The organism is Shewanella sp. KCT (assembly GCF_007636505.1).
Classification (GTDB): Bacteria; Pseudomonadota; Gammaproteobacteria; order Enterobacterales; family Shewanellaceae; genus Shewanella; species Shewanella halotolerans.
The window spans coordinates 93,092-106,474 of the sequence record NZ_LVDJ01000005.1 but is presented as its reverse complement, the minus strand read 5'-3'; the positions used below and the strand labels follow the sequence as shown (position 1 = coordinate 106,474).

General features: G+C 55.0%; 8 protein-coding genes. 2 read left to right on the top strand and 6 right to left on the bottom strand.

From position 1 onward, the window contains the following. The first annotated feature begins 89 nt into the window (after positions 1-89). Together AYI87_RS09040 and AYI87_RS09035 are read left to right on the top strand one after the other, a co-directional pair. On the top strand, positions 90-2,048 hold the full coding sequence (locus AYI87_RS09040; RefSeq protein WP_144201393.1) for a methyl-accepting chemotaxis protein: 1,959 nt from the start codon (positions 90-92) through the stop codon (positions 2,046-2,048). A gap of 104 nt (positions 2,049-2,152) precedes the next feature. Then, entirely contained in the window at positions 2,153-2,998 is an 846-nt protein-coding gene (locus AYI87_RS09035; RefSeq protein ID WP_144201391.1) for a hypothetical protein, read from the top strand. Positions 2,999-3,111: 113 nt separating this feature from the next. On the opposite strand, the gene AYI87_RS09030 is transcribed toward AYI87_RS09035, so the two are convergent. From AYI87_RS09030 to AYI87_RS09005, 6 genes are all read right to left on the bottom strand, one after another. Beyond that, a complete protein-coding gene (locus AYI87_RS09030; protein ID WP_144201389.1) occupies positions 3,112-3,585 on the bottom strand; it encodes a peroxiredoxin in 474 nt (157 codons plus the stop codon). Between the two features lie 132 nt (positions 3,586-3,717). Then, positions 3,718-4,263, bottom strand: coding sequence for a DUF2937 family protein (locus tag AYI87_RS09025; RefSeq protein ID WP_144201387.1), 546 nt, complete (start codon positions 4,261-4,263; stop codon positions 3,718-3,720). A gap of 26 nt (positions 4,264-4,289) precedes the next feature. Continuing rightward, entirely contained in the window at positions 4,290-4,508 is a 219-nt protein-coding gene (locus AYI87_RS09020; protein WP_144201385.1) for a hypothetical protein, read from the bottom strand. A 138-nt stretch (positions 4,509-4,646) separates the two neighbouring features. Next, positions 4,647-5,462, bottom strand: a complete 816-nt coding sequence (locus AYI87_RS09015; protein ID WP_144201383.1) for a substrate-binding periplasmic protein — start codon at positions 5,460-5,462, stop codon at positions 4,647-4,649. 311 nt (positions 5,463-5,773) lie between these two features. Next, positions 5,774-7,018 carry a DUF1501 domain-containing protein gene (locus AYI87_RS09010; RefSeq protein WP_144201382.1) on the bottom strand — a complete coding sequence of 415 codons (1,245 nt, stop codon included), beginning with the start codon at positions 7,016-7,018 and terminating at the stop codon, positions 5,774-5,776. A 19-nt stretch (positions 7,019-7,037) separates the two neighbouring features. Further along, a complete protein-coding gene (locus AYI87_RS09005) occupies positions 7,038-13,343 on the bottom strand; it encodes a LamG-like jellyroll fold domain-containing protein (protein WP_144201380.1) in 6,306 nt (2,101 codons plus the stop codon). Between the last annotated feature and the right edge of the window lie 40 nt (positions 13,344-13,383).

Genomic DNA, 13,383 nt, shown 5'->3' with positions numbered 1-13,383 from the left:
CATACCTATGCACCATACCTAAGTGCCAATGTCATCAATTTGCAACAATTACGTCATATTCTGGCGCAAATTGTCACTGGCGCGCGATCATGAAAATTTCCACTCTCTCCCTCTGGGCCTCTGCCACCCTGTTACTGCTGGCCGCACTCTTGGCTGGTGTCGTCGTATGGAGCAATCAGGAACGTGCCCAGATAGAACAGAAGAATCAGATGCTGGCCGATCTGCAGCAGCAGTTTCTGGTCGAGGTTCGCCGCCAGCTGGAGAGCTACCTTAGCACGGGTAATAGCCAGCAGCTGAGCAGCGCCAAGCAACAGCTTCAGACCATAGCCGCCAGCCTGAACCAACTCTCTCACGAGGAAGCCGACCGGCTACAGGGGTCTATCTCGGCTTTTATCAAAGACTTGGACAGCCAATACCGCGCCGCAGGTAAGCTCGCCGGCAATCCCCGTCAGCTGTTGGCCCACGCCGAGAGCGAGATGATCTCCTACAACCAGCACCTGGCCGAGTATGCCGACAAGGGTCTGGCGGAAAACCCAAGACTCGCCAAACAATACCTGCAGCTGACTCAGAGTCTGCCACCTCTGGTGTATCAGCTGTCACAGTTAACCCAGGACTATCTGATTGGCAAAGATCAGCGCCTCAAGTCCCTGCTGGCGACTCAGATCCAAGCCCTGACCGACTGGCACGACCAACTGGCCAAGCTGCCGCTCCTCGGCCTATATGAGGCCCAGGAGGCCGACGAGTTTGCCTTGGGCGACGACGAGCCGGAACAAGTAGAGATAGGCGAGAGCTATTACAGTGAGCTGCTCTCCCTCAGCCAGCGCTATGGCAAAGAGGTGAGCAACACCCACCAGATGCTGACCGCCAACCAGGCCGCCCAGGAAGCCATGATGGCCGCCATCGTCCGCATCGAAGACGAGCTGCTCCAGCTCGGCCAGGCGCAGCAGGCGCAAAACCTGCACCTCAAGCAACAGCTACAGACCCTGCTCTACGGCGTGGTCTCTGTGCTGGCAGTATTTGCCCTGGTCTACCTCTTGTTGCAGCAACGCCGGGTAGTCAAGCCCCTCAGACACCTGAATCAGGCCTTCATGCGCCTGAGCGAGTCCAACAACCGCGAGCGCCTGACCATAGAGCGTCGCTGTGAAACCGGCCAGATCGCCGGTCACTTCAATCAGCTACTGGACCGCTTCGAGGCGGAAGATGCCGCCCAACGCGTCAAGATAGGCCAGATCTCCACCTCGCTGTCACAGCTGGTACACCGTATTACCGAGCTGACCCAGGGCACAGAGAAGACACTCGGCATAGTCGACACGGCGCAGAATCAGACCGAGCAGGTACGCGCCATCGCCCGAGAGGTGAGCGAACTCTCCAGCCAGGTCGAGCAGCATGCCCAGCAGACCCACAGCCAGATGCTTGCCAGTCAGGAAGAGGTGCAGGCCTTCATGAGCGCCGCCGACGAGACCCAGCAGGCGGTGAGCCACTGTCACCTCTCTTTAGGCAGCCTGACCACCTCGGTCAACGACGTCTCCACCATACTGGACGTGATTGGCAACATCGCCGAGCAGACCAACCTGCTAGCCCTCAACGCCGCCATCGAGGCTGCCCGCGCCGGCGAGCAGGGACGCGGCTTCGCCGTGGTCGCCGACGAGGTGCGTAACCTGTCTCAGCGTACCCAGGAATCCTTGCAGCAGGTGGTGACCATATTGAGTCAGCTCACCGAGGCCAACCAGCAACTGACCCTGAGCGTAGAGGGGATAGCAAGCACCAGTCAGAAGCAGGCCCAGGGGGCGCAGAATCTCTGGCAGGTGACCCAGACGGTGCAGCAACAGTCGCAGGAGATGACAGAGACCGCCAAGCAGGGCAGCCGCTTCAGCGTCGATCAGGCTAGCCACCTGGACAGCCTGTCACAGGCGATGGAGTCGCTGAAACAGCACGCCATGGCCGCCGCCAGTCAGAGCGAGGTGATCGCCGATGAAGTGGCTCAAGGGGTCGCCGACATCGAGGCCAGCCTGGGTATCGACGGACAATCTCTGGATAACGCCGCCTAACATAGAGACTCGGGAGCAAACTGGAATCTGGCCAGCAGAAAAACTAGCCATTTTATGCTAATGTGCGCCGCACCATAACGGATGATGAACCACAGAGGCGCCTCATGAAGACCACGCTCGCACTCGGCCTAGCCGGCCTACTCAGCTTTCCTGCCCTAGCAGACTCAGACAACTCCCCCTTCGCCATGTCACTCATTGCTGGCCTGGAGTCCTACCCAGATTCCGAGTTCAGCTCCATGTCTCGTGGTGGCGGCTTATCGTTTATCTGGGACGACCTGCGTTACGACAATGTCTACCAGCTGGATAACAACTACTTCCGGGTGCGTGGAACCTACTACTACGAGCGCGACTCGGAAAAATACGATGAAGACAGATTCCGTAACTCCATGGATCTGCGCTTCAACTATCAGCGTCCCTTCGCCCGCTTCGGCGAACAGCAAGACTACCTGCTGAGTTTCCATGGTCGCTACGAAGGCCACTACAACAGCCAGCAGCTAGAAGAATTCGAACAGCTGGCGGTAGCCGGGCTGTCACTCAACCGCCGCTTCAGCGACGTCAACCACTATGATCTCGGCCTGACGCTCGGCCTGGGGTACAGCGAAGAAGAGAAGGATGATGACTGGCCGCGTGAGGAGATGGGCCGCACCGAAGAGGAGCTCAACCGCGCCGGTTTTGGTTATTTCTTCGAGTGGAGCAACAAATACACCTTCGCCCACACGGGGGTGCAGCTCGGCGCCAAGTGGAGCCGCTTCGACGGCCAATGGGGCTATGACGCCGACAAGTTCTACACCATGGACAGACTCACCCTGGAGGTGATCATGCCGCTGGCCAATCAGAACAACCTACTGCACTTCACCACTCAATATATCAACCGCGACTACGAGGTGGATCTACTGGGCTTCGAAGACACCCTCTATCGTGTCGCCGTGGAATATGTGCACTACTTCTAAGGCCCTGTTTTAAAGCTTTGTTTTTGAGCCTTGCTTTAAAAAGCTGTTTTAGTGCCTTTTAACATCTAGCCACAAAAAAGGGAGCCAAAGGCTCCCTCTTTATTTACAGCGACTTATAACGCTGCCAGTACCACCTCTGCCTTACTGACCTCGAAGCTCTTGGGCGCCTCGACATTCAGCAGAGTCACCACGCCGTTGTCGATCACCATGGCGTAACGCTGAGAGCGAATGCCGCCAAAGCCGGCGGTGTCCATCTCCAGCCCCAAGGCCTTGGTAAAGCTGGCATCGCCATCGGCCAACATCATCAACTCGCTGGCATTTTGCGCCTCGCCCCAGGCCTTCATCACGAAGGCATCGTTAACCGATACACAGGCAATCATATCGACCCCTTTGGCCTTAAACTGATCCGCCAGCACCACATAGCCGGGCAGATGCGCCTCTGAGCAGGTTGGAGTAAAGGCGCCGGGTACGGCAAACAGCACCACCTTCTTGTTGGCAAACAGTTCGTTCACATCATGGTTGACCATGCCGTTCTCGGTGAGCTGACCTAAGGTGGCGGCGGGTAATGTTTGTCCTTGGGCTATCATGGAAAAATCCTTATGGTTAACAGAAAACTTAGGCGGCCCAATTTGAGCCTTATCCAATCGCAAACCTAAGCAGATACCTGAAGCATAGCCGTTATTGGGCGAGACAAACACAGACGAATGTTAGGGTTTCTCTTACCTGCCTTCTGGCTGTGGCTCAGCTTTAGACTTGAGGCGACGATAGACGCCGCGGCAACAATGGCCGCAGCCGTGTAGCGTCAACTCGCAAAACATGGCAAACAGCAGGCCGAACACCAGACCGAAGGCGATAGCGCGGCTATCCAGCAGTATGCTGTGGCTGAAATGCTGCCACACCTGGTCTCGGATCTCAGGCAGGGGCGCCAGCACAAGCCTGTCGAATCCGCCGTAGCCAGATTGATTGAACTCAGTCAGCGCCGCAGACAGCAACTGATACCTCTGATACAGCGCCTCTATACTCTCGCCACCGGCATTGAACACGGCATCGGGATTCTGCTTGTAGTGGGCGATCAGCTTGTCGATATCGCCGCCGAAGAAACGGTCGGCATCGCGCTGAAACTCGGCCAGACTCTGTTTGGCCTCCTGGGTATGAGCCGCAAGCGCCTTGCCATACTGATCCACAAAGGCTGGCACCTGCACTCCGAGCAGCACGCCGCAGACAAACAACAAAAGCCTGAGGTAATCCATTAAACGTCTAATCATCTTTTCTGGCCCTCCGGCGAAACTCGTTATCTGCTCTCTAACCTGACCTCAGGGTGCTGGGCGCTGGCCTGCTCGTGATAGATATCATCCAGATAACTTAGCAGCTGATCTTCAGCAAGCTCGGGCGGGATCACCACCTCATAGACGCGGCTACGCATCCCGGTTTGCGACTCATTAAACAGCTGCCACTCCTCACCCACACGCCGCACCGACATGGACCTGCCGAACACATTCACCCTGATCATCGCTCACTCCCAAGACACCACTAAATAAGCAAGCTAACACTCGCCGCCGGGCATCACAATAGCCGCCTCATTAAAGGTCATTCACACGCAAATCATCAGATTGGCAATGGCACACAAGCATGTGGAGATGAAAGGTAACTAAGGATTAGTCTTCCCACCTTGCCCCGCGGTGAAACGCGTCCAGAGTCTGGCCAGGGCGCCGCTCTGCTCCAGGTTATCGACGCCGCGATTGAACTCGCTCAGCAGCGCCTGAGCATGGGGGCTACGACGGGACACCAGCATGTAGAAAGGTACCTTAATGCCCCCCGCCATAGGCAAGATAGCCAGCCTATCCGCCAGGCTCTCCTGCCCCTCCAGTCGTAAGATGGCACTGTAAACTTCCCGATTGATCAGGAAGAATTCACAGCGGCGCTTGAGCAGTAGGTCGCTAAATTGCAATATCTCGTTGCTACGATGGATGCCGAGATCGGCCGGTTGCTCATAGTAAGCGTAGTTAAAACCTCTAATGCCGCAGACCCGCCCTAATGAATCCAGTCGTTGAGGGAGCCCCTCATGCTTTAGTTGGGGAAAGCGCTCAGGGAGGAAGGCCACTGACGGACTCAGATAGAAATAGGGCCGAGACAACAGAAAAGTTGCCCTGCGCTCATCGTTGGCCGATGAAGCCATGGCAGCATCGAGTCGTCCCTGCTCCACCTCCAGCAAACAGCGAGGCCAAGGCGCCGCCACCAGATTAACGCGCCAATCTTGTGTGGACAGCACAAGGCGTAGCAGTTCGATATCGAAACCTGCATTTACACTGGTTTTACGACCATCAAGGCGAATGAAATAGTTAAGGGGCGGATACTCAGTCTCATCGATGCAGATGTTAACCTTTTTACGCCCCAATTCAGTTTGAGACGCGGCGCAGATCTGGCAGGCAAGCAGCAGAAACAATAGAAAGAGTTTCGAGTTCATAAAGAGCCCATTACAAAATATTCCTTTAGAGTATAGGCGAGTAATTAGATCCAACGCATTGGACGTCACCTCGCCAAATTCATAGCATGACTAAGATGTCACAGAAAAAGTGCTACAAACGACTCCCTGGAAATACCTTTGCAACCATAAGTCATCGAATGACAGCCAGAAGCAGAAGGTTCCCCAATTCAGCCTCACCAGAAAACTGATGAAGGCCCACAGAGACTCTTAGTTCAAGCCCAAGTAAGGTCTTTGACAGGTATAAAAAAGCAGGCGACCCAGGCCGCCTGCTTTTTTAATGGGCAAACAAGTTAGTCGAGTAGCCCCAGCGTCTCCACGCCTAATGGGAACTTAAAGCTTAACTCGCTAGCCTGACCTATCCCCATCTTGGCTCGAATTGCCGCATGCAAATGACCAGGACTAAGTATTATCCCGTCTTGTGACAGTGCCAAAGAGTTTGGATCCACGGCTTGCGCTCTGAGCTGACTATCTGTGGCTCCCACCAACAGATTGCCTGTCATCTGCTTATCCCACACCATCATGCTACCTATGCTCCAATGATCTTTGCCCTGATCGCCATTGTAGTATGGGGTACGACCAAAATCGGATCCCATCACTATGGTGGTGCGATCGGCAATCCCTTGGTATTGCAGTTGTGCAATGAGATGATTGATCAACTCGAAGTAGGCCGGGATCTCCTTACCTTGTCCCTCGTCATTGTTGCTATGGGTATCGAAAGCCCCCAGGCCGATAGATGCAGTGGTCGACAGACCGGCAGCAAAGGCGGCAGCCGCGATCTCTGCCCGCAACAACTGACCGCTGGAGGGGTTAGCCGGCATAGAGTTGAGCAAACGGGAGAGATCTCCCCCGTGAGTATGAGCATTGCCAAACTGAGACAATGCCACCAGCTCGGCATCGTTGAGCGCCGAATTGCTATAGTCGCTCAATGCCGCCTGCTGCTCACTATTCACCATCTCCAGAATATCCTGAGGCAGGTATCTATCGGTATCGGCCATGCTACTTACCCGACTCAAGTCATTGAGGCGTGCCGCCTGCACTATGCCAGCCGTCTTACCATAACCCGATCCCAGATAATAAGGCATCAGGTACTGGGACTGATTGAGGGAGGCAATCAAGGCCGGCGTTGTCGGGTAGGCCGGAGACTGATGGCCGGTGGCAAAGGCATACATACCGGCGGTATGACTATTGGTACCACAATCGACACCGTTGAATACCCGCAAATTTTGATACTGAGCGTTAAAGAAATTACCCAGATGATCTGGTCCGCTGTAACTTGAATTCAGCATAGGGGCAATCTGAAAATTTCCCACCTGACGGATCGCCGAGGTGTTGTAATTATTGATCACTCCCTTTGAACTGCTGTACTCGACATTACCCTTAGGATCACACACAGAGGTGGTATCCCAGCCGCCGTCGGCACTCACAAACACCCAAAACTGACCGTTGGCGTTGCCGGTGTTGGCCAGGGCGAAGCGACTGCAAGCCGCCATAGAAGTCAGTGCTGCCAGGCCTTTTATAAATTCTCTTCTGTTCATTTTTATCTCCTCGCAACCCTTAGTGATAGAAGAAACGTATATCTTTCAGCAGGTAACTAACTGTCGCCTGCCAGGCGCGAATGTAGAAGAAATGGTCATTCTTAGTTAGGTGCGGATATTCAACACCAGAGATAGCCAGATTCGCTGGATTACAGGCAGAATCTACGGCTCGGCCGAAACCTTCGCCTATGATGCCCTGTTCACCCCGTTGCAATACCCTTTGGTAGAAGTTCATCGCCCTGGTGATCTGCTCATCATCCACTGCCAACAACTCACCGTAGAAGGCATAGAACATCTCTCGCAGCGCATTGCGCATAACGCTCTCGGTTTGGTCGATATTCCGCAGGAACAGGCTGTCGATGGTGGCATCGCTGAAGCCTTTCCCCTTGAAACGCAATTGATAACTTCCTGGGCTGAGATAGAAGCTACTGCTTTGTGCCAGGCGCCAGGTTGACCAGCTGCCGGTGGGCAAGAGTTCAATATCGTCGGCCACCAATAGGTCATCAATCTCTAACTGGAAGTACACAGGGTTCACCCTTGCATTGGCAGCGGGTAACACCAATTCATAATTACCCGCCTGAGTAATAATCAGGGGAGCCGTGAACTCTTGATCATCCTCTGCGGCAAAGTCGAATACATAATCGCCGCCATAGGTCTTGGTTGCATTGGCATCCAGTTTGAGTGCGCCATTAGTAAAGACAAACTCTTGGGGGGTTACCCTCACCCCGACACCCTCAGGCTCAAGCCCCATGGCGATAAGGCGGTCATCATTGGCACGTGACCATTGACGCGGCGTCACCTCACACGCCAAATCCACCGCCATCCAGGACTGTACAGCGGCGCCTGTGCCGGACAACACAGGATTGCGCGTCATAACACTGGTATGATCTATACCGCCGTACATCAAACGAATTGCGATATCGTCCAACCAATCGGTTTGGCCGCTATCCCACTCACGCCCAAACAGTGCGCGGATCTTGCGATCCAATGCCTCTGGACTCAACAGATGCTTAGTGCCTCCCAATGCGTTATCTCGCTTGGCATAACCACTGAGTAACAGATCTTTCACCAGAGGTTTCACCTGATAGTTAGTCGCGCGGAAACGACTGGCCAGAGTATTGATATCCTGCTGCTGTGAGGCATAACGAGACTTATCGTTATCACTAGCCGTCGTCAAGGGCTGTTCCAACAGGGGGAAACCTGTGATCGGCTCAAACAAGGTTTTCACCACAGAACGGGCAAAACGTGAGTCTTGCACGGCCTGCTGCGCCAACCACTGCAAGGGGTCGACTCCCGACAGAGGTGCCACCTCGCCGTTAAAGCCGGCTGCGAGTATCTTGTTGTTAGGCCACTTATACTCTACATCGTAGTAGTTCTTATTCCAGTGCTGGAAGCTAGATGCAACGGGATCCATCACCAAGTGACAACCAGTACAGGCCGGATTGGTCAGGGTAGGCTCATCACCCGACAGATCATCCGCCGAGGGACGTTCGCCAGCCATGGCCAATATGTCGGTATCTAAAAAGTTCTTATAAAACTTGTAAGATCTGTGACGGTTGAGGTTTGTCGGTGTAGTAGGGAAGATCGACATATACACAGGATTAGTCATGACCCCCGCCTGGGGAATCGGCAACTTCACTGGTTGATAGTCCTCAGGGTCCCAAGGAAACTCAGCCACTTCCGGTTCTGCTAACTGACGGAAGTTCAACTGACTCGCCACCCCGTAACTGCGGGCATTGAAGTAGTTAACCATAGTATAATCGGCCGTAAGCAGTTCAGAGAATGGACGATTGTTGGCTACCAGATAGCGCACCAATTCGGTCGTCTCACGACGATGCGCGGCGACACTCTCTGTCCAGGCATGATTACTCTCATCGCTACCGGCGACATAATCAATCTTGAACCAGTTAGAAGTACCCCCGACAATTTCTGAGAACTTATTGGTTCCATTGAGTACACCAGTTAACACTTTGGTGTGCAATATGTCGTGATATATCTCTGTCATGCGCTCGGCAAAGGCCGGCTCTTCCAACATTTGCCCAAGCAACTCAGGTAAGACCCCGGCCCCCTCTGCTTGCAATTGCTGACGCTCCTGTGGAGTCGGCAGTCGCGAGGCCAGATTGAGAGCAGCCTTATGCAACAACTCGGGGGCATAGTCATCGCTGATCGTCGCATCCAAGAGGCTAATACTCGCAGGTGACGAAGGAGGATTGGCGCCATTGACGATTAACTCCTGATACATCCAGTCATACAGTTTCTCGGCGCAGGCCTGATCACAGCTCCCAGGGTTACCATAGGGCATGGTTTCGCGAATGAGATCTATGATATCGGCACGATACAGAGACTCGAGGATAGGCGTACTGCCCAGACCGTCTGCACCATGACATGTGGCACACTTGAAGGTTGACCAGAGCTCCTCGCCACTCATGTTGCCAGCGTCAATCTCGGTGCCGCTATCGGCCACCGCACCGGCGGTAGGATTACGATATAAGGTCATGACCTCATCAGCACTGAGCACGCGCTTATATATGCGCACTTCATCGAGCAAACCACCATCAAACTTAGCCAACAGGAAACGATCAATTGGCGCAGAAGCCCCGTGTTGTGCCTGTTGATGTAGCTCTCCGTCGAGGTAGACGGCTGCATTCCCACTGACATCTCGGGTGTAGGTCGCCATCACCCAGCGATTGGCTGGCAGCGAATTAGCCGCTGTATTGATCTTATTGCTGCTGTTATTACCGGTGGCAAACTGAAGATTAAACTCCCCCTGACTCTTAATGTAGAAATCGCCGCTGGCGTAAGGGAACAACTTATAGCGACCATCCAGATCACTTGCTTGCACCGTCTTCAGCCAGAAGTTAATAGTGAAATCCGTCTTAGCCATATCTATGGCTTGCGTCGCATCGAGTAACAACTCGGCGGCACTATTACCATTAGGTTGCAATGCGTATCCAGCAACTCCCCCGTCAACATAAGCTGTATCACTCAACCGCAGGTCTAACCCATTGCCGGCCTGATCGATAGCACGACCGGGGGTCAACTCATCGAAGGTCCAATGAATGTAGAGATCTTGGGAAGACATTTTCCACCAGCCAAGATCGGCCAAATGCACTTTAGTCGAGTCCGAGTAGGTGGTACTTCCCTCGCTATCCAGGGTCACTACCCGCAATTCGATATCGCCACCATATTGCATTTTGACACTGGCACTGGTCGTGACCAGATCAGCCGTAGCCTGCCATTCGCTCATCATCGGCTGCAAATAACGGAATTCAATAAACTGCCGCTTTACCGAACCGGGAATCGTCGAGCCGCCCTCAAACGCCCACTCCAGATTGACAAACTGTCCGCTGACCTGGGTACTACTGATTTGAGCTTGATCGGCACCGCCTTGAGTGTTGGGTTGCCTGGGGGCTGGCAATTCTGGAGAGCCAAACTGCGCCCACCTCTCCGACCATAGATAGCGCCCCACTTGTTCCGCGCAGTTGCTGTCACAGTGCAGTGGCATACCATCGATTTTAGCCACTAAGGCGTCGAAGCCTGAACCAATCCATCTGTTGGCTATCTCCTGCGTCACCAAACCCGCCGCCTGACTACCGTGACAGGCACTGCACTGGCCATCGGCGATGCGTTTACCCAAATCGGCGGTGATCAGGTAGTCGAGGTCGACCACAATTTGCGGCGCCGCTTCGCTAATGTTAACCACCTGGGTGGCAGGTGAAGGCAGACCGCCCCACAGGTAACTGAACTCCAGCTGATACTGACCGTAGGAGAGCGCCAACTGGCTTGCCTCACCCCAGGCAAGTTCCAGGGTCTGGGTTTCGGCCCCTATCACGGTCACCCGTGGCAACTCGCTGCCGCTATAACCGGCGGGTTTGGCGGGCAGCTTGATCATCAGGGCACCACTCAATACCTCCGGCTGATATTGCCAGTTAAGCACCGGATTGGGGTTCGCGGCGCTGATACTGAGACTGTAACTGCTCTGATCCGGCTGCCAACCGGGCAGCGAGTTCATCACCACTGTGTATTCGCCATCCGGCAGACCTGCGAATTGGAACTGGCTCTCATTCCAATTGATATAGAAGCGCCGCTCGACCCCATTGGCATCAATCAGACGCCCGGCCAGCAGCTCGTCGGTCAGCGACGCATCCGGCTTGGCAGGAACATTGATGGTCAGGGTGCTGTTACTGGCCGGTGTCTGGTAGGACACCCGGTAGATCACCCCGGCCTTGTCGTCACTGAGCAGGAAGGAGCCATCGGCCAGCCTGAGCATTTCCACCGGACGGCCAATACAGGCGTCGGTGAGGCAGGCATAGGACTGCACCTCGTCGATGTTCTGCATCCAGCCGTGCACCAGCGGCTGCTCGGAGACCACGGCGCCACTGTTATCAAGCGTCAGCATCCGCAGTTCCAGCCCAGGACGCAGACGCTTGAGACCCGTGGCATGGGTGGCAAACAGCAGTTGCTGCTGTCCCTCGGCGGCCGGATAGCCGTCCCAGAACATCACTCCCAATGGCGCGCTGAAAGGCTCAAGTTCAAAGGCCGGCGCGCGGTAATTGGCGACATTGATGTCGGCCGGGGCAATATCACTGAGCACACCGCCGGCAGGCACGGCGGCCTCTTCGGTGCCGTTATACTCACCCTCGGTGATACCTATGATGTCTTTACCGAACACATAAGGGGCACCGAAATGTTGGCCCCAACTGGTCACCCGGTTAATTTCATCGGGGTTGTCGAACCCCTGGCGATTATTGTCGGAGAACCAGATTTCCCCTGTCACAGGATGCCAGTCGAAGCCTACGCTGTTGCGGATCCCTTCGGCCACAGTGGTGGTCTGCAGGGTCTCAAGATCCAGGCGCAATATAGTGCCGTAACGTTGGTCTTCCATCACACAGACGTTACAGGGGCGCCCGACGGCGGTGTACAAAGCTTTATCGTTGACATCATAAGGGTTAAAGCGCAGCGGGTGCTTCTGGTGCCAGTAGCGGAAACTGCCGCCGAGCACTGTGCCTTCGTCCGCCGGATAGGTGTAGATTTTCTCCGGTGTGGCCAGCTTACGATAGTTGCTGTCGATGTCGCTGATCTTGTACAGGGCCCCGACGGTGGAGAAGTAGAGGTCACCGTCTCGGTAGGCGACACCATGGGGCTCTTCCAGGCCGCTGGCGACCACATAGGCCTCACCAGGCGCACCGGTTTGGGGATCCAGTGGGATAGCGTAAATGAGTCCCGACAGACCTTCGCTGTCCAACGGGATGGCACTGGAGCCCACATAGAGCACATTGTTGCCCATTACCATCTGCCGGGGCTGGAACAGCCCTTGGGAGTATAGCTCCACCTCCACGCCCGGCAGCGGTGACAGCTGCTCCACGGCAATGGGATCGCGATAGAGCACCCCCTGCACGACGCTGGGCGTGGCGGCACTGAGTTCAAGCACCTTGGGCAACATGCGCGGCACATAGCCGGCGACGGTATCCAGGGTCAGCTGGTACTTGCCGTCGGGCAGATTGTCCAGCATGAGCGACTCACCCCAACTGCCCGAGAAGGGAATGCGGACCTGGGAGGCGAAATGAAACAGCGACCCCGTCACCGGGATGTTGTCCACCGCGGCGGCCGGGCTGGGCGGCAATTCAACTGTAATTTGGCCAGGGTAATCCTGCGCCGGCGAATCGAACAACTGCCAGCTTTCCAGCGGCGTCAGCGCCCGATCGTACAGACGCAGCTCGTCCAGACTCCCTTTCACCAAGGATCCGTCGGTCAGGTTCTTGCCGAATTGAGCCTTGATGTTCCACCAGGGATCGCTGTAGGGGGTCACCCCGGTTTGCCGGGCAATCTGTACCCCGTTTTGATACAGGGTCAGGGTAGAGCCGTCGAAACTCGTGGTCCACAAATTCCATTGGTCCACAGGTTGCAGCAGCTGCTCAGGTGTCAGATCGATCACCACATTACTGGCAATGACCACCTTAACATTGTCACCACTGACAATGAATTGAAATCGATTCCAGGCGCTGCCTATGGTGGTGTAGTTGGTGAGGCCGTTCTCGTAGACCTGTTTCATCCAGAAACTGGCGGTAAATTGCGGAAAGTCTTTACCGCCGGCAATTTTACGCTCCAGAGTATCGCCGGCTCCCTGCAGTTGCACGGCATTCCCATCCACGCCGCTGACGACTTGAAAGTTTCCCGTCACCGTCGCGGGCTCGTCGTTAACCAACTCCCCTGAAAATGATGTTCCTTCCACCTGCTCAAATTTGTGCCAGGTGATGATGCCCGATGAAATATCCCCATAGGCGGCGAAAGGCAAAAGCGCGGCCAGGGGCAGTAGCTTTTTCATAGCTAGCTCCAAGATATTGTTATAGTTTTTATATAGTGAC

Bases quoted from the DNA above. Each gene is read 5' to 3' on its own strand.
- AYI87_RS09040 (WP_144201393.1), top strand. From the start codon at position 90: ATGAAAATTTCCACTCTCTCCCTCTGGGCCTCTGCCACCCTGTTACTG.
- AYI87_RS09035 (WP_144201391.1), top strand. From the start codon at position 2,153: ATGAAGACCACGCTCGCACTCGGCCTAGCCGGCCTACTCAGCTTTCCT.
- AYI87_RS09010 (WP_144201382.1), bottom strand. From the start codon at position 7,018: ATGAACAGAAGAGAATTTATAAAAGGCCTGGCAGCACTGACTTCTATG.
- AYI87_RS09025 (WP_144201387.1), bottom strand. From the start codon at position 4,263: ATGATTAGACGTTTAATGGATTACCTCAGGCTTTTGTTGTTTGTCTGC.
- AYI87_RS09030 (WP_144201389.1), bottom strand. From the start codon at position 3,585: ATGATAGCCCAAGGACAAACATTACCCGCCGCCACCTTAGGTCAGCTC.
- AYI87_RS09020 (WP_144201385.1), bottom strand. From the start codon at position 4,508: ATGATCAGGGTGAATGTGTTCGGCAGGTCCATGTCGGTGCGGCGTGTG.
- AYI87_RS09005 (WP_144201380.1), bottom strand. From the start codon at position 13,343: ATGAAAAAGCTACTGCCCCTGGCCGCGCTTTTGCCTTTCGCCGCCTAT.
- AYI87_RS09015 (WP_144201383.1), bottom strand. From the start codon at position 5,462: ATGAACTCGAAACTCTTTCTATTGTTTCTGCTGCTTGCCTGCCAGATC.